Source organism: Rhizobium sp. NPDC090279 (assembly GCF_044769665.1).
Lineage (GTDB): Bacteria > Pseudomonadota > Alphaproteobacteria > Rhizobiales > Rhizobiaceae > Rhizobium.
Genome location: NZ_JBIVYI010000005.1, coordinates 76,317 through 94,352 on the forward strand (window position 1 = coordinate 76,317; position 18,036 = coordinate 94,352).

The window sequence follows — 18,036 nt, forward strand, 5'->3', positions numbered from 1 at the left end:
GCAGTTTCTGCTTGACCCTGTGATTGTGCGGTTATTTGCTCATCGCCACTAGAGCAATTTCAGGAAGAGTGCGCAGCGGTTTTCCGTCCGGAATTGCGTGAAAACAAAGAGCTGGAGCGGTTCAGAGATCCCGTGAAAAACTGAACCGCTTTAAGAGAGGAAACCACCATGACTGTCGATACTTCGCCCCGCACCGCCACCTGGACCCATGTCGAAGGCGAATGGCTTTCCGGCAATCCGCCGCTGATCGGGCCGACCTCGCACGCCATGTGGCTTGGTTCGACGGTGTTCGACGGCGCACGCTGGTTCGATGGTATCGCCCCCGATCTCGATCTCCATTGCCAGCGCATCAATCGCTCGGCCGCTGCCATGGGCCTGAAGCCGGTCAAGACCTCGGAGGAAATCGCGGCGCTCGCGTGGGAAGGCATCAAGAAATTCGACGGCAAGACCCCGATCTACATCAAGCCGATGTATTGGGGCGAGCATGGTTCGCCGGGCAGCGTCGTCGCGGTCGATGCGGAATCGACGCGCTTTGCCCTCTGCCTGTTCGAAGCGCCGCTTGGCGGCACCGGCGGCATCACGCTCACCGTCTCGCCCTTCCGCCGCCCGTCGCCGGAAACGGCGATGACTGATGCCAAGGCCGGTTCGCTCTATCCGAATAGCGGTCGTATGATCCTCGAAGCGAGGGGTCGCGGCTTCAACAATGCGCTGGTGCGCGACATGAACGGCAATGTCGTCGAGACGGCATCCTCCAACGTCTTCATGGTCAAGGACGGCATCGTCTATACGCCTGTCGCCAACCGCACCTTCCTCGCCGGCATCACGCGCGCCCGCGTCATCGGCCTGCTGCGCCGGGAAGGCTTCGATGTCCGCGAGGAAACCCTCTCCGTCGAACAGTTCATGGCGGCAGACGAGATTTTCACGACCGGCAACTATTCCAAGGTCGTCAGCGTCAACCGTCTCGATGGTCGCGAATTCCAGGAAGGGCCGGTCGCCCGCAAGGCGCTGGAACTCTACATGAGTTGGGCACACGGCCGCAGCGCCAGCGAAGAGTGAGTTGCTATCGACCGCCGAGGCAATGGGATCACTGCTTCGCGGTATCGGCTTCGAAGGCGGTCCTCGTCATGCTGTAGGAGGCAAAGGGCTCATCGTGATAGGTGGTCCGGCGCGGCTGTGAGAGGCCGAGCTTCTGCGCGACGCGGATGGATGCCGCGTTGCCGGGGGCGATATCGGCGATGACGCGGTCGAGTTCGAGCGTCTGGAAGGCATGGGCGAGAACGGGCTTTGCCGCTTCTGTCGCATAGCCCTTGCCCCAGGCAAGCCTGTTCAACCGCCACCCGATCTCGATGTCGGGCCCGATGGCATCGGCGGGTATCAGCAATATCCAGCCGAGGAATTGCGCGCGATTCTCGCGGGCGCGGATCGACCAGTAACCCAACCCGTCGCCGAAATCCGCTTCGATCCGACCTTTCACGAAGGTCCGGTGCGCCTCCGCATCGTGCCACGGGCCTGGAATGAAGCGCGTCACTTCCGGATCACGATCCATGGCGATGCAGTCGCCAAGGTCGGCCATGGTGCGGGGAAGGAGGACCAGTCGCTCGGTTTCGAAGCTTGGAAGCGCCATAGAGATATCTCCACAACTGCCAATGGTGAGAGAATATCAAAAGGCGTTTGAGCTCAACATGATTTGGTAAAATAGTGACGGTCGCTTTCGCGAGTTGTGCGCAACGGCAACGCCGACGGTATGAGTGGTCTTTCCTTTATGTATATGCGAATGTTTGCATACAGATTAACTTGCGGTTTACGAGGAAGCTGCCGATGACGCTCCGCGATGAACTTGTTCGGGTCGCCTTGGCTTGGCAAGGCGCATATGGAATTGCCCCATCAATCACGTCGGCAATTTCCGAGTATGATGCAGCGGTAACGTTGCTTGGAATATCAGAATCCGACTACGGAGCATCCATGGGGCTCGCCGGTGCTGTTCGTCGGGGTTTTGATTTCACCTTCAATGGAGAGCGATATCAAATCAAGGCAAACCGCCCCAGCGGAAAGCCGGGAAGTTTCGTCACCATGGTTCCCAAGGCACGCAACTATGAATGGGACCAACTCATTTGGATACTCTATAATCGAGAGTACGAGATCCAAGAGGCCTGGAGATGGACGAAAGATTCCTACCGGAATGAATTTCACGAACTGTCGCGGCTCTCTCCCAACCATATGCGGCGAGGATTGGCTCTGCGCTGATTTTTGCTGGAGAGACTACTCCGCTTCCTTCTTCGGGCTGACCCACCAGCAATAGACGGCGCCGAGCGCCAGCAGCACGCAGGTTCCGAGAAACACGTAGCGCATGCCGATATGGCCGCCGACGAAGCCGCCCATGACAGGGCCTGCCACCTGGCCGACATATTGCGACGAGATGGAAAGGCCGAGGATACTGCCCGTCGCCGCATCGGGAACATTGTGCCGGATGACGGCGGTAATGCAGGGCAGAAGACCACCGAGCGCCACGCCCATCAGGAAGCGCAAGCCGATCAACTGCCAAGCCGAGGTCACGAAAGCCTGCGGGATCAGCAACAGCGCGGCGACGGCCAGAGCGGCCATGATGACGCTCCAGTGGCCGATGCGGTCGGCGAGCTTGCCGAGCCAAGAGGCCGACAGGATGCTGCCGAGCGCTGCCGCCGCCATGACGACGCCGGAGACCATCGTCACGTTAGCGTCGTTGACGAACTGGGCGACATAGACGGTGATGATCGGCTCGATCGACATGTTGGCCAGCATCAGCAACAGGCCGAGCGACAGCATGGCGATGACCGGGCGCTTGTCCGGGATGGAGGCCCAGCTGCCGCTTGCCTTCGCTGCCTTCTTCCGCGCGGTGGATTTCTCCTCCTTGATCAGGAAGGTCGTTGCCAGGAAGGTGAAGAAGATCACGCCGCCGGCCAGCAGGAACGTGCCGCGAATGCCGATCAGCGGCGGCAGCGCGCCGCCGATAAGCGGTCCGACGAGATTGCCGGCCATGATGCCGGCCGACAGCGTGCCGAGCGCCCAGGCGGAGCGATGCTTCGGCGTCTGCGCCGCCACCAGCACCATCGATCCCGAGGCATAGCCGCCGGCAAGGCCAGTGAACAGACGCAGCGCGACCAACTCCCAGACATTGCCGGCCATGCCCATCAGCGAGATGGCGATCGTCATGCCGAGGCTGGCGCGGATCAGCATCAGCTTGCGGCCGTAGATATCGCCGAGCCGCCCCCAGATTGGGGCGACGAAGGCGGCGGCAAAGAAGGTGGCGCCATAGGCGATGCCGGACCATTGCACGATCGCGGCTTTATCGCTGACGCCAAGCTCCTCGACATAGAGCGGCAGGAAGGGGAGCAGTAGCGTCATCGCCACGATCGTCGTGAACGAGCCGACGAGGCAGATGATCAGATTTCGCATCCAATGTGCGGTTTCCGGCTCGGCCGGCGCTGCTGCATCCCATCTGGTCTCGGTCATTTCTCGGCCTTTGCATTCAATGTGTAAAACAGTTCCCGGTTACCCGATGCCAGGATATGACCCTTCGCGGCGGCGATGAGGTCGGCGCGGGTGAAGAGGTCCGGAAGGTTCAGCCGATCGACATCCAGCGCGTAGACGGTGACGTGATAGCTGTGGATGCGCGCGTCATTCCAGGGCGGGCAGGCGCCCATGTAACCGCCATGCGGCCCGTCCTTCAAGTTGCCGCCGCCGGCGCCGTTCTGGCCGCGTCGCCCATAGGCAGTGCGCTCAAGCGGCAGGCCATTGGCCGAGGGCCCGTTTCCGTCGGTGCCTTCGGCAAGGCTGGTGCGCGACGCCGGGATATCGGCCAGCACCCAGTGGACGAATTCCATCCGCTTGAAATCCTTCGGAATGGTCTTGTCGGCCTTGTTGAAGAGCGAGAAATCCGTCGGAACGTCGGGGTCGACCATGGTCAGCGCATAGGAACGCGTTCCCTTCGGCCCCTTCGACCAGGATACAGCAAGGCTTTTGTTCGGTCCGGGTGCCGATTTGTCTGATGATGTCGAAATGCAGGAAGCGTTTTCCGGCAGCAGCATCCGGCCGTTGCTCTTCGCGAACGCCACTTTGAGATCGGCCGATAGCGCCGGCGTGGCGATGGCTGTTGCGATGACGATGACGTTCAGAACTTTGAGCATGGTTTTCATGATGTTGCCCTTTCGTATTGCGGCCCCTGTGAGCCTTCGAGGGCAGGATCTAACAAATTCGGGTCGAGCGTCTGCGCACGCAAACGCTCAAAATGCGGTCGCAAACGCTCACGCGCTGCGAAGTCGATCGGCGAAGCGCCGCGGCGAGCGATAGCCCGTGGCAAGGGCGGCTTCGCGCAGCGAAAGTCCGTCCTCGGCAAGAAGGGTCGTCGCCAGCGCCACGCGCTCGCTCGCCAGCACGTCCCGCAGCGAGGCACCTTCGCGCGACAGGCGCCGGCGCAGCGTCGCATTGCTGGTGCCGAGTTCTGCGGCGATGAGATCGGCCGTCCAGGGGCGATCCGGCTGCCAGCGCACCAGCGCACGCACCGCCTCGGCGGTTGTCTCGGGCGAACCGGGCAGGGCGCCGCGCATGCCGAGCACCAAGAGGATTTCGAGAAGCCTGTGTTCGATCAAAGGGATCGGCATGTTGCCGCCGGCAATGCCTTCACCCGCATGGTTGATTGTGGCCGCCAGCAGTGGATCGAGCGGTAGGTCTGCCTGTGACGCGATTTGCGCAGGCGGAAAGGCTTTCGCTGCCCGCCGCGTCAGCTCCTCGGGAAAGGTGATGAAGATCGCCCGGTAAACGCCGGTCTGCGGATCTGGATCATTGACGACATCGCCGCTCCAGCCGGCCGGCAGCACGATCACCGTGCCGGCTGAAAAATGCCGTTGGCGCCCCATGCTGACGATTTCCTTGGAACCTTCGAGCACGGCGACGATTGAAACCTGTGAGAAGGCCGAGCCGGCAATGCGCTCGCGCTCTCGGGTGACGAAGGTGAAGAGCGTGGAATAGCTGCCGATGCCGCTCGGCGAGACCGTCGGGCGATTATCCTTCGCCGCCAGGCGGCGCAGCTTTTCCAACATGTGGTGATGAGCCTCGGACACTGCGATGGCTTCCTGCTGATTGGGTATGTTCGAGGAGTTTGAACCACACGAATGACGATGCCAAGCCCGCAAAGCGCCTTGTTGGTTCGCCTGCCTTATGTTATTTTCCGATTGCATTTTGCAATCGGTTTGTGGTCGGATCGTGGAAGTCGCTTTGCCGAGAAAGAGGAGGCACATCATGAACGCTCTCGAAAATGCCCGTTGCGATACGGTCAAGCGCCTGTTTGCAGCCTATGTCGCGCAACATCCCGACATCGCCGATCCGATGCTGACCTCGGATTTCACCTTTTCCAGCCCGCGCGACGATCATATTGATAAGAAACGGTACTTCGAGCATTGTTGGCCGAAGGAGAAGCTCTTTCGCGACATTCGCATCGAACATCTCGTCGCCGATGGCGACGACGTGATCGTCGGTTATCGCGCCGAGAAGATGGATGGCGGCAGCTTTCGCAATGTCGAGCTGATCCGCTTTGCCGGCGACCGCATCGCCGAAGTCAATGTCTATTTCGGGCGGAATCTCTGACCGCTCAGTCGGCGGTGATCTTCACCATCGTCGCCGCAAGTGCAGTTGCCGGGCCGGTCATCGGTTGCGGATGGCCTTCCGGAAGAAGGCGTGCCGCGTCCGTCATCGACGCCTGCGCGAAGGCGACCGTCACAGGGCCTTCGCCATTGGCCGCCTTCACGGCGTCGGCAATGGCGGCAAGATAGGCCGACAGATCACCCGCGCGAAAATGCGCCCATGCGCCGGGCACCAGCCGAACCTCGATTTCGGCTCCTGTCGCCTTCGCGGCTGATTCGAACAGTGCGGTGGTTGGGGGAATGGTTGTTTCGACCGTGCAGAGGATGATGACCTTGCCGCCGTCCTTGACGGCTTGGTCGGCGAGCGTGGCATCCGCACGGATGATCGGCGCAGCTGCACCTGTTGCGACCTTCGAGACTGCCGGGCCGAGTGTCGAGCAGTTGAGCACGACGGCATCGGCATCTTCGGCCAGGTGCCAGAGGAGCGCTGCCGTTTCGGCGGAAATCTCATCCGTCAGTCGCCCCACCTTTTCGGCGGCGAGCAGTAGATCGGCACGGACATGATGACGCAGCATGCCATCAGGCAGTCCGAGCGCCTTTGCCGCCGCCTCATAGACGGCAATGTTGCTCTCGGCGGTGTGCAGGCAGGCGATCGTCACGGGCATTCCTCATCGCGGCAGAAGATCCGTAAACCTAGCTTCGGCAACGTACCTTGTCGACATTTCGGGACGGCGTTCAGTCATGTATCCGAATGTCGTGATATGCAATAAGGTAAACTTCTAAGTCCATGCTATATGAGATTGAAAAATAGGGCAATTTTTGCTCATGCGTGCAACTTTTTTGGCATGTCGCCGGTTGCTCTTCCAGGCGACCGCTCCTATGTTCCGGTTCACCTGCCGACGCAATCTTTTGCCAAGAGGAGATATGACCATGGCTTTCGAATTGCCTGAACTTCCCTACGATTACGACGCCCTTTCGCCCTTCATGTCGCGTGAGACGCTTGAGTATCACCACGACAAGCACCACAAGGCTTATGTCGACAATGGCAACAAGCTCGCTGCGGAAGCAGGTCTTGCCGATCTTTCGCTCGAAGAGATCGTGAAGAAGTCCTTCGGCACCAATGCAGGCCTCTTCAACAATGCAGCCCAGCACTACAATCACATCCATTTCTGGAAGTGGATGAAGAAGGGCGGCGGCGGCAACAAGCTGCCGGGCAAGCTCGAAGCAGCTTTTGCTTCCGATCTCGGCGGCTATGACAAATTCAAGGCCGATTTCGCCGCTGCCGGCGCCACCCAGTTCGGCTCCGGCTGGGCCTGGGTTTCCGTCAAGAACGGCAAGCTCGAAATCTCCAAGACCCCGAACGGCGAAAACCCGCTCGTTCACGGCGCCAACCCGATCCTCGGCGTCGACGTATGGGAACACTCCTACTACATCGACTACCGCAACCTGCGTCCGAAGTATCTCGAAGCCTTCATCGACAGCCTGATCAACTGGGACTACGTCCTGGAGCGCTACGAAGCCGCTACGAAGTAAGGTTTGCCGTATAGGCTGGCTTTCGCACCCGGCGTCTTTTCGGCGTCGGGTGTTTTCTTATCCGCCGGCCTCCATTGATTATCGGTGTGCCGTATGGCGGCCCCAGGAGACTGCCCAAGGAGGCTGAATGCCATCAGCACCGCTCTTCCGTTTTGGTGTCATCGCCGATCCGCAATATGCCGATCTGGAGCCGAACCTGACCCTCAATCGCTACCCGGCGAACAGCATCGTCAAGCTTCGCAAGGCGATAGAGGAGTTCAATCGGCATGACCTCGCCTTCGTGGTGACGCTCGGCGACATCATCGACCGCGAATGGAAGAGCTTCGACGCCATTCTGCCCGTTTACGAGGCCTTGCGCCATCCGAAGCATTTCCTGCTCGGCAATCACGATTTCGCCATCGCGCCGGAGCACCTGCAGACCGTTCCCAAGCGTGTCGGCATGCCGTCGGCCTATTACGACTTCCACCATGCGGGCTATCGCTTCATCGCCCTCGATGGCAACGAGATCAGCGTCTTCGCGCCGCCGGAGGGCGATCCGCGCCGGAATGAGGCCAAGACATTGATGAAGGCGTTGGAGAGCTCGGGCGCGACGAACGGCCAGCGCTGGAATGCGGCCATCAGCGACACGCAATTCGACTGGCTTGCCGCAAAGCTGCGGGAGGCAAAGACGGTGGGCGAGAAGGTGGTCATCATGAACCATTATCCGGTCTTCCCGGATAATCCGCATAACGCGCTCGACAGCGACCGCATGCTATCGCTTCTGGCCGAGCACGACCACGTCGTCGCTTATCTCAACGGCCACAATCACGCCGGCAATTTCGGGACGTTGGACGGAACCCATTTCGTCAATTTCATGGGCATGGTCGATACCGAAGATACGGGTGCCTATGCGATCGTTTCGGTCTACGAGGATCGGCTTGATATCATCGGGTTCGGGCGCGAGACCGATAGGACGTTGGAGCTGCACTGATACTTACTCAGCTGCGATCCGCATCTCGGTCACGTCTCGCTTCGGCGGCGTGCCGAACATGCGCGTATATTCGCGGCTGAACTGCGAGGCGCTCTCGTAGCCGACGCGATAGGCGGCACTCTCGACATTGGCGTGGCCGGCGACCATCAGACGGCGGGCTTCGAGCAGCCGCATCTGCTTTTGATATTGCAGGGGGGTCATCGAGGTCAGCGTCTTGAAATGCTGGTGGAAGGAGGAGGGGCTCATGCGTGCCGCTGCCGCCAGCTGCTCGATTCGCACCGGCTTGGCAAAATTGTCCCGCAATAGGCGGATTGCATCGGCAATACGGCGGGTCTGGCCGTCGGGCAGCACCAGCTTGCACACCTCGCCGCCATTTGGCCCGGTCAGCAGCCAGAAGCAGATTTCCCGCATGATTGCCGGATAGAGCACCGGAATGGCGCTCGGTGTCGCAAGCAGGCGGGTCAATCGCACCAGGCAATCTGCGAGCGGCTGGCTGAGATCCTCGACAAAGATGCCGAGACCGGAGCTGCCTGTCGGTTTCGGCGGCTTGTCGAGCTGCTCCACCACCTCGCGCATCATGCCCGCATCGAATTCAAGGGAGATCGCCATATAGGGTTTCTCCACGCTTGCCTGAACCACGCGGCCTGCGGCGGGCAACTCGATGCTGATGATCAGGGCCTGCATCTCGGCATAGTCGATCACCCGCTCGTTCAACATCAGCTGTTTGGCACCCTGAACGATGACGCAGAGCGCCGGTCTGTAGATCATCGCATGCGGCATCTTCAATTCAGTCGAGCGCATGATGTGCAGGCCGTCGATACCGGTCGAAAACAATCCGTTCTCGCCGCCATCGCTGGCCTCGATGAATTGGGTGATCGCATCTTTGAGAGCAGACGACATCGGCGGTCTCCGGGGCAGGGTGCCATTCCATCATCATAACAGAGGGGTTGTTGCGAACAAGGCGGCTGGAGGAATAGGCAAGAAATTCGAGAGTTCCGGCATTCAAGGAAATGGCTTCAAGGGCGTAATTTTCCGTCATCAAGCATTCCTTGGAGAATCTGCAATGACAACCGAAAATATTGATAGATCAAAGAGAAAGATCGCGATCATTACGGGCGGCAGCCGTGGTCTCGGCCGCAATACCGCCATTCATCTCGCCCTGCGTGGCGTCGATACCATCCTGACCTATAACGCAAATAAGGCAGAAGCCGATAGCGCAGTCGCCGAGATCGAAGCCCTCGGCCAAAAGGCCGTGGCATTGAAGCTCGATGCCGGCAATGTCGCGTCCTTCGATGCTTTCGTCACTGACACCGGCCATGCACTGCAGCAGGGCTGGGGTCGAGATCGCTTCGACTTCCTGGTCAACAATGCCGGTACGTCCTATCACGCCTCCATCGCGGAAACGACGGAAGCCGAGTTCGACAAGCTCTACAACGTCCATCTCAAGGGCGTGTTCTTCCTGACGCAGACGCTTTTGCCCTTCATCGAGGACGGGGGCCGCATCGTCAACATTTCTTCCGGTCTTGCCCGTTTCAGCAATCCGGGCTCGTCGGCCTATGCGGCCATGAAGGGCGCGGTCGAAGTGCTGACGCGCTACCTCGCCAAGGAGCTCGGCCCGCGCGGCATTACGGCCAACACGGTGGCGCCGGGTGCGATCCAGACGGATTTCAGCGGCGGCATTGTCCGCGACAACCCCGAGGTCAACCGGATGGTCGCGTCCATGACGGCGCTCGGTCGTGCCGGCCTGCCTGACGATATCGGCCCGATGATCGCCTCGTTGCTGTCGGACGACAATCGCTGGGTCAACGGCCAGCGCATCGAAGTCTCTGGTGGGATGGTGATTTAAACCAGGCAGGCCGATTTGTAGTCATTTCCGGCAGCGTGTTCAGGGTCAAACTTCTACCGCACTTGATGGTTGGTCCATACGAGGAAGTAGCGTTCCAAGCCTTCTCAAATTGTCCCGAATCGACAATGCTTATTGCTATCTTAGATAGATGAAGGCTTGGAATACGATATGGGCCTCGACCTCCTTCCTGAAGCGAAAGCTAAGCCGGGCCACGAAGCCGAGTGGCGACAACTGGTTCAACGATATTTCAATGGTGAGGAATTTTCGGACGAAATCAAAGCAAGGTTTGCTGAGATCAGCGTCCCGGCATATCAGACCATCAATGCGCCGCGCGTCGGTTATGATGATGCCGCCAATCGATGGATTATCAACACGAGGAAGGCTCAAACCAAGGACGAGATTGCCGATTGTCTGAAGACGTTTCATGGCTATTACGCAATCGCCTTGGTAGGGCCGCCTGGCATACCGCGCTATTCCAATGCTACTTTGGGATACGGTGTCGATGAGACGAGCTTTCGTGGCTCCTTTCTGAATGAATGCAAATCAGTGCTCGACGAAAAGATACTTGCTAGGGCTTGGAATAATATGTGGCCGGAAGAGGCCATAACCTATGGCCGCCAGCTCCTAAAGATCGCGGACGCCGCTTCTCGCCGCGCGGAGTCCACTCCCTCTTTTCTCGAGAGATTGGGGCTGCGAAAAAAGCCGGCGCCTACCATGACGGAGGAGACTGGCACTCCGATCGACATTCTTCGTGCGGCCGGAGAGTGGTATATATTCTGGGCCGAACGGGGTCATCCTATTCGCGCATGGTTTTGACCCTCTGACGCGCTCAGGGCGTTGTCGTCTGTGAACTTATCTGCCAGCCATTCACCCAAATCTGGCGCAGGCCGTCGCCTTCGCCCTTGAACCAGAGGCCGGTCGGCTGGCAATCCTCGATCCGGTCGCTGCGGAAATTGCGGATCGCCTGGCGCAACTCGCACCAGGCGACGATATTGGCCGTTTCGGCATAATAGATCAGCGCGATCGGCCGGATCAGGCGCTCGGTGGCGCTGCCGTGTTCGTCGCGATAGTCAAGATCGAGTTTTTCCTCGTCGCGAATGGCACGGCGCACCAGCGAGAGATCGATCGCCGAGGCCGACGGTGCGGCAAAGCCCCAGGCATGCAAGGCATTGGCATCGAGGGTCTGGCGCAGCGGCGGCGGCACGGCGCCGGCGATCTTGGCGGTCACGCGCTTGGCCGCCTGTTTTAGCTCGGCGTCGCCGGTGCGCTCCAGCAGCGCCAGCGACAGCACGATAGCCTCCATCTCCTCGATCGAGAACATCAATGGCGGCAGGTCGAAGCCGGGCCGCAGGATGTAGCCGATGCCGCGCTCGCCCTCGATCGGCACCCGCATCGCCTGCAGTGCGGCGATATCGCGATAGACCGAGCGCACCGTCACCTCCAGCCGGTCGGCAATATCGGCCCCCGTCACCGGCTTCTTGGCCAGCCGCAGGATCTGGATAATCTCGAACAGGCGCGACGCCTTGCGCATTTCATACCCTCAAGATGAAGGCTACTGACAATACATCGTCAGTTGGCTCAATTTATAAGACTGTCTATCAACTTGAAAATCAACCATTTCCTCTCCGGTTTTTAAGGAGAGAACGATAGGCAACTGACATGGGTTATGCGGAAAATCTCTGGCTCTTCTTCATCCTTCTCTTAGGCATCATCATCGTGCCGGGCATGGACATGCTGTTCGTGCTCGCCAATTCCCTGACTGGCGGCAGCAATCGGGGCCTTGCCGCAACGGGTGGCATCATGCTCGGAGGGGCGGTGCATTCACTGAACGGCGCCATCGGCATCGGCCTCTTGATGCATTTCGTGCCCATTCTCTTCAATCCGCTGCTGATCGCCGGCGGTGCCTATATGGCATATATCGGGTTCACGCTGATGCGCAGCTCCATCACCGTCGGGGGCGAGGGGCCGGCCGGCAGCCGCTCCGCCTGGAAGGCTTTCCGCCAGGGTGCGCTGACTTGCCTGATCAATCCCAAGGCCTATCTCTTCATCTTTGCGGTGTATCCGCAATTCCTGAAGCCGGATTATGGCCCGATGTGGATACAGGCGGTCATCATGGGAGCCATGACCATCGTAACGCAATTTGCCGTCTATGGAGGCCTCGCCATCACCGCCGGGCGCAGCCGTGACCTGCTGGTCGCCAATCCACAGGCAACCGCATTCGCTGGCCGGGCTGCTGGGCTGCTGCTTGTCGCGGTTTCTGTGTTCACGGTCTGGGAAGGTTTGAGAATGGCGTGAGGGTTGATGCGGCGAACGAGTGTGTCGATAGCATGACGCTGATTTCACTTGGTTCTCACCACTTTGTGACTTCATTGCCGGCGGGGAAACCGGCAAACATGGCGCCGTATTCATGCGCCGGCCGCTTTGGCGGTTTTGATCATTCGGAGAAAGGTAGGAGAACGAAATGAAGTGGAAAGCGATTGTGATGGCGACGGCTCTGGCCGGCGTCGCTCTTGGTTCCGTCGTCGCAGCCGACGGCACGCACGACAGCCGCATCGGCATGATGAAGAAGATCGGCGGCGCGACAGGCGCTCTCGGCGCAATTGCCAAGGGTGACAAGCCCTATGATGCCGAGATCGTCAAGGCCTCGCTGACGACGATCGCAGAAACCGCGAAGGCGTTTCCGGATCAGTTCAATCCGCAGAGCGACAAGACCGATGCCGAGGTCAACCCGAAGATCTGGGACAACCTCGATGACTTCAAGGCGCATGCCGCCAAGCTTTCCACCGATGCAGAGACGGCGCTCGCTCAGCTTCCGGCCGACAAGGTCGGCGTCGGCGCGACGCTGAAGACCTTGGGCGGCAGCTGCGGCGCCTGTCATCAGGCCTACCGCATCAAGAAGGACTAAGCGGTAGGTCGGCCTCGTCTCAGAGTTGGTTTCGGCATCCGCACCGGTTTTTGCCGCCGGTGCGGAGCCTTATGGTTTTAGAGCCAGGCTAAGGGGTAGTTGTGATGGTGCGGTTTGTCCGGTGGTTGCTTTGTCTCTTCGGCGTGATCGCTCTCGGCTTTGGCGCATTCTATGTCGTCACCGCGCCGTCGCCACTGCCGGCGAGCCACTGGGCCAATCTCGGCGATCCCGATGTGAAGAACGGCGAAATGGTGTTCTGGGCCGGCGGCTGCACCAGCTGCCATGCGGCTTCAGGCGCTCAGGGCGATGCTAAACTCGTACTATCAGGCGGTTTGGCTCTCACCAGCCCGTTCGGCACTTTCCACGTACCGAACATCTCGCCGGACGAGAAGGCAGGCCTCGGCAGCTGGACGCTTGCCGATTTCGGCAATGCCATGAAGCGGGGCGTCGGAAAGAACGGCGAACATCTCTACCCGTCCTTTCCCTATGGCTCTTATACCCGCATGAGCGACAAGGACATCAACGATCTCTGGGCCTTCCTGAAGACACTCCCGAAGAGCGACAATGTGGCGCCGCCGCACGAGCTGCCCTTTCCCTTCGATATCAGGCTGGCGCTCGGCGCCTGGAAATTCCTCTATCTCAACGATCAGCCGCGTGTCGTGCTCGCCAATGCCGACGAGAAGGTCAAGCGTGGGCAATATCTGGTGGAAGGGCCGGGCCATTGCGGCGAATGTCATACGCCGCGCGACGCGCTTGGCGGCTTTGTCAACGGCCAATGGCTGGCCGGAGCCCCTAACCCGGAAGGCAAAGGCCAGATTCCCGACATCACGCCCGGCTCCAAGGCGATCGGCAGCTGGAGCGCCGGCGATATCGCCAACTACCTCGAAACCGGCTTCACCCCGGACTATGATTCGGCGGGCGGCTCGATGGCCGAAGTTCAGCAGAATATCGCGCACCTGCCGGCAACGGACCGCGAGGCGATCGCGGCTTATTTGAAGGCGGTGCCGTCGCGGTGAGGCGAGCGTTTCCTAGATCGCGCCCGAACGCCTTGCGAGATAAAGATGCGTTTCGTATCGCAGCTCGAATTCGCCGCCTTGAGCAGTGATTGCATCGGCAATGGCGGAAAGAAGCGTTTCCCGTTCTTCCGTCGGCAAAAGCCGATAGCTTGAGAGCGTGCGCAACAGGTCGGTGTAGCTTTGCTCGGTATGCGTTCGGCTCCAGCGATAGCAGCGCTGCGCCTGCGCTTCGAAATGCTCGGACTGGCGCAGGAATTCGACGAACGGACCACCCGGCAGATACCAGGCCTCCGCCGGCGGTCCCGAAAGCTGCGGAGCATGGCGGGCATAGATATCGGCGAATTCTTCCGCGAATGGCGGCTCGGATGGCATCGGCACGTTGCCGAAGACGGCGAGTGTTCCTGCCGGTGTAAGCTGGGCGGCAGTCTTGGCGAAGCGCAGGTCCGGCGAAACCCAATGGAATGATTGCGCCGCGGCTATCAGCTTGAAGTTCGCCGCTTCGCCCGGAAATGCCTCGAAGGTGGTTTGCACAAAGCGGACATTTGGAAATTCCTCCAGACCTTTCCTTGCGACCGCGATCAATTCCTCGCCCGGATCGAGCGCGAGAATGGAGAGACCCCGGCGCGCAAAGCCTTGCGTCGCCTGTCCCGTGCCGCAGCCGATTTCGAGGATCTGGTCCTGGTCCTCCAGTCCGGCGAAGGCGATCACATCGTCGAAGAGCGCATCGGGATAGGTGGGACGGGCATCGTCGTAGAGGTTGGCGACACCGTCGAATGTGAACCGCTGTTCCAAGGCGCGCCTCCAGTTGCGGATCGAAGCCGGCAGCCATTTTTCTAGCGCATTTCCGCTCAAGCTTGTAGCGGCAATAGCGCGGGATTCGGCAACGGGAGAGGGCGGTCGTGGACGCAAGAGTGAAGCAGCGGGTTCCTTATTTCAGCCAATGGGAGACGCCTGACATGACGCTGGCTGTCGTCGCCGAGGGTGCGCAGACCGCCTTGCTGAAGGACCCGCTCTGGGCCTTGTCCGGTGCATCCAGCGTTGAGGATTATGCCCGGTGGGCCGGCAATCTCTGCGGCATGGCCTGCCTGAAGATGGTGCTTGCCGCGCGCACCGGCAAAACGCTCCCGATCATGGATCTGGCCATAGGCTGCAAGGAATACGGCGGTTACGTCGAAGAACAGGACGGCAGGATCAAGGGGCTGATCTATGCGCCCTTCGTTCCCTTCGTCCGGGATCGGTTCAATCTGGAAGCCAGGGTCGTCACCGGCATTCCGGTTACTGAGATCGGTGACATCCTGAGGCAATCACAGTTCTTCATCGCCTCGGTCCACCATTCCATTCGCTGGCCGGAGACCGAGCCGCCGGCGAAGGGCGGTCATCTGGTGCTGGTCACGGCTCTCGAAGAAGACATGATCCGCTTCCACAATCCCTCCGGTCACATTGATGCGACGCGCGAGAATGCGGAGATGCCGCTTGAGATTTTCGACAGGTTCTTTGCCGGCCGCGGGATCGCCATCGATCGCTGAGTTAAGTGCGTTTGACGACGATCCCGGTAAAGGCCGGCATCAGGCCAGTGCCTGCAGATAGCGCATGCCGGTAACCGGGCGCGGTTTGAAATCCATGTTTTCGTAGAAGCGGTGGGCCTGGACGTTGCCTGTGGCTGCTCCCACGGAAAGGAAGCTGCAGCCGGACTTGCGGGCGATGTCGCGGGCGCGGTCGACGAGATGCTGGCCGATGCCATGGCCGCGATGACCGTCGCGAACGAACAGATGATGCAGGTCCATGCCGCGCTGCCCCTCCTGTGCCTTGTAGAGCGGCACGAGGATCGCGTAGCCGATCAGCCCATTTTCGCCTTCGGCCACCAGCGCCGTGATCCAGGGCAGGGGGCCGAAGAGATCGCGCTCGAGCTGCTCTGGCGTCGCGCCGGAGGGGTCGCCGTGATGGGCGGCCAGCAGCCGGATCATGTCGTTGATTTCCGGAAGGTCGCGCGGCTGCGCGTTGCGGATGGTCAGAACCGGCGGGCGAAGAAGTGAGATGTCGCTATCGTCTAGCATGGCATTTTGCGTCCTTGTTTTTTAATGAGCCGTCAGGACGCTGCCGATACAACAAAGCCGCCTGACGGCGGCTTGTTGACATATGATCTGTCTTGGCCGCCCCTTACAGGTACAGCCAAAAATACGAGCAATTATGGAGCGCGTTCGTGATCATGGGCGCATCAATGATCCGGTTCAGCGCATTTGTCAATGGGCGCTCAGTGCTCGTGTTCGCATAGTCCGTGGTCGGAAAGCGCGCGGATTACGTAGCAGTCTTCGATGCTGTGGCCGTCGCAATGCGAGACGATGCGCTCCAGCTCGTGCTCCAGCCTCTTCAACTGCATGATCTTGATGCGTACATCATCCAGGTGCTCCTTGGCGATCCGGTCGGCACCCACACAGGGGCGGTCCGGGTGCTGGCTGAGCGAGATCAGCTCCTTGATGGCGTCGATGGTCAGGCCGAGATCGCGGCCATGGCGGATGAAGGCGAGGCGCTCCAGATCCGTCTTGGAATAGCGCCGCTGGTTGCCTTCGCTGCGTTCGGGCTCCGAGATCAGACCCATCTGCTCGTAATAGCGGATCGTCGGCACTTTCACGCCGGTACGCTTGGACAGGTCGCCGATCGTCAACATTGCATCGCCTCCGATACCTCTAGTCTCTATAGCATCATATGAGGCCTCGCGCAGAATTTGCAAGGGTTGCCGAGGCCTGCAGCGGCCCATTGGTTATTTCCGTCGCCAATGGACCTACATGCCGCTGCTTTGAGAATGCGGCTTCCAATCCGTTCGCAAAGATAGTATACCCCCCTATATTATAATTCGAGGTCGCAATGTCCCATACCATTCGTCAGCAAGCCAAGCTTCTCTCCCGCGTCCGCCGTCTCAAGGGGCAGATGGAGGCGGTGGAGCGGGCGCTCGAGGCCGAACGGCCATGCGGAGAGGTGCTGCAACTCCTTGCCTCCATTCGCGGCGCCCTGACGGGGCTGACGGGGGAGATTCTGGAGGATCATCTGCATGAGCATGTGCTTCACGCCGAAAGCGAAGAGGCCCGCCGCCAGGCGGTCGACGAGATCGCCGATGTGCTGAAGACCTATCTGCGGTGACCAGGCTTCAAGCGTTCAACGAGAGAGTAATGTCATGAGTATTTCCTCCGAAATGGGCCACAGCCACATTTTTTTGGGTTCCGATCACCAGCGCAACGAACGCCGCATCTGGCTCGTCATAGCGCTGACCGCCGTCATGATGGTGATCGAGATTGGCGCGGGCACGATTTATGGTTCGATGGCGCTGCTCGCCGATGGCTGGCATATGTCGACCCATGTCAGCGCAATGCTGATCTCGGCGCTTGCCTATCTCTACGCGCGCCGGCATGCGCACAATGCGCGCTTTACCTTCGGCACCGGCAAGCTCGGCGATCTCGCAGGCTTTGCCAGCGCCATCGTGCTGGCGATGATCGCGCTGATCATGGGCTGGGAGAGCATTCTCAGATTGCTCGATCCGGTGGCGATCAACTTCCGCGAAGCGATCGCCATCGCGGTGGTCGGCCTTATCGTCAATCTCGTCAGCGCATGGCTGCTGCGCGACGATCACGGCCATCATCATCACGGCCACGGGCATGACCACGCCCATGATCGTCATCACGCCCATGACGATGCTCACCATCACGACCACGGCCAGAAAGGCGGCAGGGACAACAATCTGCGCGCCGTCTATGTCCATGTCATCGCCGATGCCATGACCTCGGTGCTTGCCATCGTTGCCCTGCTGCTCGGCAGCCGCTTCGGCTGGACCTTTCTCGATCCCATGATGGGCATCGTCGGCGGCCTGGTGATCCTGCAATGGGCATGGAGCCTGCTGCGCGCCTCCGGCGCCGTTCTCCTCGATTTCATTCCGAAGGGCGAAGATCTGCCGGAGGAGATCCGCGAGGCGATCGAGACGGCTGAGGACCGCATCACCGATCTGCATGTCTGGCAGGTCGGGCCTGGACATCATGCAGCGATCGTCGCGGTCGCGACCCCCGTGTCGCGCGATCCAGCCTTCTACAAGGCACGGCTGGCGGATATTCATGAATTGTCCCACGTCACGGTAGAAGTCACGGTCGACAAGGCGGCATGAAATC

At 60.1% G+C, this 18,036-nt stretch carries 23 protein-coding genes; 13 read left to right on the top strand and 10 right to left on the bottom strand.

The genetic code is table 11. From position 1 onward, the window contains the following. The first annotated feature begins 168 nt into the window (after nt 1-168). Nucleotides 169-1,056: a branched-chain amino acid aminotransferase gene (locus tag ACIQWP_RS13575; protein ID WP_402787814.1), complete on the top strand. Its 888-nt coding sequence runs from the start codon at nt 169-171 to the stop codon at nt 1,054-1,056. Nucleotides 1,057-1,084: 28 nt separating this feature from the next. Here the strand turns inward: ACIQWP_RS13575 and ACIQWP_RS13580 are convergent, their stop codons facing one another. Continuing rightward, on the bottom strand, nt 1,085-1,624 hold the full coding sequence (locus ACIQWP_RS13580) for a GNAT family N-acetyltransferase (RefSeq protein WP_402787817.1): 540 nt from the start codon (nt 1,622-1,624) through the stop codon (nt 1,085-1,087). Between the two features lie 194 nt (nt 1,625-1,818). Here ACIQWP_RS13580 and ACIQWP_RS13585 point away from each other — a divergent pair, with 194 nt between their 5' ends. Further along, on the top strand, nt 1,819-2,244 hold the full coding sequence (locus tag ACIQWP_RS13585; protein WP_402787820.1) for a hypothetical protein: 426 nt from the start codon (nt 1,819-1,821) through the stop codon (nt 2,242-2,244). Nucleotides 2,245-2,259: 15 nt separating this feature from the next. Here the strand turns inward: ACIQWP_RS13585 and ACIQWP_RS13590 are convergent, their stop codons facing one another. From ACIQWP_RS13590 to ACIQWP_RS13600, 3 genes are all read right to left on the bottom strand, one after another. Further along, nucleotides 2,260-3,489 (bottom strand): MFS transporter, encoded by a 1,230-nt coding sequence (locus ACIQWP_RS13590; RefSeq protein WP_402787823.1) that lies wholly within the window; start codon nt 3,487-3,489, stop codon nt 2,260-2,262. Continuing rightward, nucleotides 3,486-4,172 (bottom strand): YbhB/YbcL family Raf kinase inhibitor-like protein, encoded by a 687-nt coding sequence (locus ACIQWP_RS13595; protein WP_402787826.1) that lies wholly within the window; start codon nt 4,170-4,172, stop codon nt 3,486-3,488. Before ACIQWP_RS13595 ends, ACIQWP_RS13590 begins: the two co-directional genes overlap by 4 nt. 108 nt (nt 4,173-4,280) lie before the next feature. Beyond that, nucleotides 4,281-5,096: a helix-turn-helix domain-containing protein gene (locus ACIQWP_RS13600; protein WP_402787829.1), complete on the bottom strand. Its 816-nt coding sequence runs from the start codon at nt 5,094-5,096 to the stop codon at nt 4,281-4,283. Between the two features lie 178 nt (nt 5,097-5,274). Here ACIQWP_RS13600 and ACIQWP_RS13605 point away from each other — a divergent pair, with 178 nt between their 5' ends. Next, entirely contained in the window at nt 5,275-5,619 is a 345-nt protein-coding gene (locus tag ACIQWP_RS13605; RefSeq protein WP_402787832.1) for a nuclear transport factor 2 family protein, read from the top strand. 4 nt (nt 5,620-5,623) lie between these two features. Here the strand turns inward: ACIQWP_RS13605 and ACIQWP_RS13610 are convergent, their stop codons facing one another. Beyond that, nucleotides 5,624-6,274 carry an aspartate/glutamate racemase family protein gene (locus ACIQWP_RS13610; RefSeq protein WP_402787835.1) on the bottom strand — a complete coding sequence of 217 codons (651 nt, stop codon included), beginning with the start codon at nt 6,272-6,274 and terminating at the stop codon, nt 5,624-5,626. 271 nt (nt 6,275-6,545) lie between these two features. Here ACIQWP_RS13610 and ACIQWP_RS13615 point away from each other — a divergent pair, with 271 nt between their 5' ends. Together ACIQWP_RS13615 and ACIQWP_RS13620 are read left to right on the top strand one after the other, a co-directional pair. Continuing rightward, entirely contained in the window at nt 6,546-7,148 is a 603-nt protein-coding gene (locus ACIQWP_RS13615; RefSeq protein WP_112340320.1) for a superoxide dismutase, read from the top strand. Nucleotides 7,149-7,275: 127 nt separating this feature from the next. Next, nucleotides 7,276-8,118: a metallophosphoesterase gene (locus ACIQWP_RS13620; protein ID WP_402787840.1), complete on the top strand. Its 843-nt coding sequence runs from the start codon at nt 7,276-7,278 to the stop codon at nt 8,116-8,118. 3 nt (nt 8,119-8,121) lie between these two features. On the opposite strand, the gene ACIQWP_RS13625 is transcribed toward ACIQWP_RS13620, so the two are convergent. Next, a complete protein-coding gene (locus ACIQWP_RS13625; protein ID WP_402787843.1) occupies nt 8,122-9,018 on the bottom strand; it encodes an AraC family transcriptional regulator N-terminal domain-containing protein in 897 nt (298 codons plus the stop codon). A gap of 163 nt (nt 9,019-9,181) precedes the next feature. Here ACIQWP_RS13625 and ACIQWP_RS13630 point away from each other — a divergent pair, with 163 nt between their 5' ends. Further along, on the top strand, nt 9,182-9,964 hold the full coding sequence (locus ACIQWP_RS13630) for an SDR family NAD(P)-dependent oxidoreductase (RefSeq protein ID WP_402787846.1): 783 nt from the start codon (nt 9,182-9,184) through the stop codon (nt 9,962-9,964). 168 nt (nt 9,965-10,132) lie between these two features. Beyond that, nucleotides 10,133-10,780: a hypothetical protein gene (locus ACIQWP_RS13635; protein ID WP_402787849.1), complete on the top strand. Its 648-nt coding sequence runs from the start codon at nt 10,133-10,135 to the stop codon at nt 10,778-10,780. Nucleotides 10,781-10,793: 13 nt separating this feature from the next. Here the strand turns inward: ACIQWP_RS13635 and ACIQWP_RS13640 are convergent, their stop codons facing one another. Further along, on the bottom strand, nt 10,794-11,495 hold the full coding sequence (locus ACIQWP_RS13640) for a helix-turn-helix transcriptional regulator (RefSeq protein WP_402787852.1): 702 nt from the start codon (nt 11,493-11,495) through the stop codon (nt 10,794-10,796). Between the two features lie 128 nt (nt 11,496-11,623). On the opposite strand from ACIQWP_RS13640, the gene ACIQWP_RS13645 reads away from it, so the two are divergent. The 3 genes from ACIQWP_RS13645 (at nt 11,624) to ACIQWP_RS13655 (ending at nt 13,885) form a co-directional block, all read left to right on the top strand. After that, complete coding sequence (locus ACIQWP_RS13645) at nt 11,624-12,259, top strand: LysE family translocator (protein ID WP_402787855.1); 636 nt, start codon at nt 11,624-11,626, stop codon at nt 12,257-12,259. A gap of 166 nt (nt 12,260-12,425) precedes the next feature. Continuing rightward, entirely contained in the window at nt 12,426-12,869 is a 444-nt protein-coding gene (locus tag ACIQWP_RS13650) for a c-type cytochrome (RefSeq protein ID WP_402787858.1), read from the top strand. A 101-nt stretch (nt 12,870-12,970) separates the two neighbouring features. After that, nucleotides 12,971-13,885, top strand: coding sequence for a c-type cytochrome (locus ACIQWP_RS13655; protein ID WP_402787861.1), 915 nt, complete (start codon nt 12,971-12,973; stop codon nt 13,883-13,885). Between the two features lie 12 nt (nt 13,886-13,897). Here ACIQWP_RS13655 and ACIQWP_RS13660 read toward each other — a convergent pair whose 3' ends face one another. After that, nucleotides 13,898-14,677 carry a methyltransferase domain-containing protein gene (locus ACIQWP_RS13660; RefSeq protein WP_402787864.1) on the bottom strand — a complete coding sequence of 260 codons (780 nt, stop codon included), beginning with the start codon at nt 14,675-14,677 and terminating at the stop codon, nt 13,898-13,900. A gap of 107 nt (nt 14,678-14,784) precedes the next feature. Between ACIQWP_RS13660 and ACIQWP_RS13665 the strand changes: the two genes are divergently transcribed. Then, nucleotides 14,785-15,411, top strand: a complete 627-nt coding sequence (locus ACIQWP_RS13665; protein ID WP_402787867.1) for a C39 family peptidase — start codon at nt 14,785-14,787, stop codon at nt 15,409-15,411. A gap of 39 nt (nt 15,412-15,450) precedes the next feature. Here the strand turns inward: ACIQWP_RS13665 and ACIQWP_RS13670 are convergent, their stop codons facing one another. Both ACIQWP_RS13670 and ACIQWP_RS13675 read right to left on the bottom strand, forming a co-directional pair. Beyond that, nucleotides 15,451-15,939 carry a GNAT family N-acetyltransferase gene (locus ACIQWP_RS13670; protein ID WP_402787870.1) on the bottom strand — a complete coding sequence of 163 codons (489 nt, stop codon included), beginning with the start codon at nt 15,937-15,939 and terminating at the stop codon, nt 15,451-15,453. Between the two features lie 197 nt (nt 15,940-16,136). After that, entirely contained in the window at nt 16,137-16,550 is a 414-nt protein-coding gene (locus ACIQWP_RS13675) for a helix-turn-helix domain-containing protein (protein ID WP_402787873.1), read from the bottom strand. Between the two features lie 197 nt (nt 16,551-16,747). Between ACIQWP_RS13675 and dmeR the strand changes: the two genes are divergently transcribed. Together dmeR and dmeF are read left to right on the top strand one after the other, a co-directional pair. Continuing rightward, the gene (gene dmeR / locus ACIQWP_RS13680) at nt 16,748-17,020 is read left to right on the top strand and encodes a Ni(II)/Co(II)-sensing transcriptional repressor DmeR (RefSeq protein WP_402787876.1); all 273 of its coding nucleotides are present in this window, start codon (nt 16,748-16,750) and stop codon (nt 17,018-17,020) included. 34 nt (nt 17,021-17,054) lie between these two features. Continuing rightward, nucleotides 17,055-18,032, top strand: coding sequence for a CDF family Co(II)/Ni(II) efflux transporter DmeF (gene dmeF / locus ACIQWP_RS13685; RefSeq protein ID WP_402787879.1), 978 nt, complete (start codon nt 17,055-17,057; stop codon nt 18,030-18,032). The last annotated feature ends 4 nt before the right edge of the window (nt 18,033-18,036 follow it).

Excerpts from the sequence above, each read along its gene's own strand:
- ACIQWP_RS13585 (WP_402787820.1), top strand. The coding sequence starts at position 1,819 with ATGACGCTCCGCGATGAACTTGTTCGGGTCGCCTTGGCTTGGCAAGGC.
- ACIQWP_RS13575 (WP_402787814.1), top strand. The coding sequence starts at position 169 with ATGACTGTCGATACTTCGCCCCGCACCGCCACCTGGACCCATGTCGAA.
- ACIQWP_RS13580 (WP_402787817.1), bottom strand. The coding sequence starts at position 1,624 with ATGGCGCTTCCAAGCTTCGAAACCGAGCGACTGGTCCTCCTTCCCCGC.
- dmeR (WP_402787876.1), top strand. The coding sequence starts at position 16,748 with ATGTCCCATACCATTCGTCAGCAAGCCAAGCTTCTCTCCCGCGTCCGC.
- ACIQWP_RS13615 (WP_112340320.1), top strand. The coding sequence starts at position 6,546 with ATGGCTTTCGAATTGCCTGAACTTCCCTACGATTACGACGCCCTTTCG.
- ACIQWP_RS13635 (WP_402787849.1), top strand. The coding sequence starts at position 10,133 with ATGGGCCTCGACCTCCTTCCTGAAGCGAAAGCTAAGCCGGGCCACGAA.
- ACIQWP_RS13675 (WP_402787873.1), bottom strand. The coding sequence starts at position 16,550 with ATGTTGACGATCGGCGACCTGTCCAAGCGTACCGGCGTGAAAGTGCCG.
- ACIQWP_RS13645 (WP_402787855.1), top strand. The coding sequence starts at position 11,624 with ATGGGTTATGCGGAAAATCTCTGGCTCTTCTTCATCCTTCTCTTAGGC.
- ACIQWP_RS13630 (WP_402787846.1), top strand. The coding sequence starts at position 9,182 with ATGACAACCGAAAATATTGATAGATCAAAGAGAAAGATCGCGATCATT.
- ACIQWP_RS13595 (WP_402787826.1), bottom strand. The coding sequence starts at position 4,172 with ATGAAAACCATGCTCAAAGTTCTGAACGTCATCGTCATCGCAACAGCC.
- ACIQWP_RS13625 (WP_402787843.1), bottom strand. The coding sequence starts at position 9,018 with ATGTCGTCTGCTCTCAAAGATGCGATCACCCAATTCATCGAGGCCAGC.
- ACIQWP_RS13650 (WP_402787858.1), top strand. The coding sequence starts at position 12,426 with ATGAAGTGGAAAGCGATTGTGATGGCGACGGCTCTGGCCGGCGTCGCT.
- ACIQWP_RS13590 (WP_402787823.1), bottom strand. The coding sequence starts at position 3,489 with ATGACCGAGACCAGATGGGATGCAGCAGCGCCGGCCGAGCCGGAAACC.
- dmeF (WP_402787879.1), top strand. The coding sequence starts at position 17,055 with ATGAGTATTTCCTCCGAAATGGGCCACAGCCACATTTTTTTGGGTTCC.
- ACIQWP_RS13640 (WP_402787852.1), bottom strand. The coding sequence starts at position 11,495 with ATGCGCAAGGCGTCGCGCCTGTTCGAGATTATCCAGATCCTGCGGCTG.
- ACIQWP_RS13605 (WP_402787832.1), top strand. The coding sequence starts at position 5,275 with ATGAACGCTCTCGAAAATGCCCGTTGCGATACGGTCAAGCGCCTGTTT.
- ACIQWP_RS13620 (WP_402787840.1), top strand. The coding sequence starts at position 7,276 with ATGCCATCAGCACCGCTCTTCCGTTTTGGTGTCATCGCCGATCCGCAA.
- ACIQWP_RS13670 (WP_402787870.1), bottom strand. The coding sequence starts at position 15,939 with ATGCTAGACGATAGCGACATCTCACTTCTTCGCCCGCCGGTTCTGACC.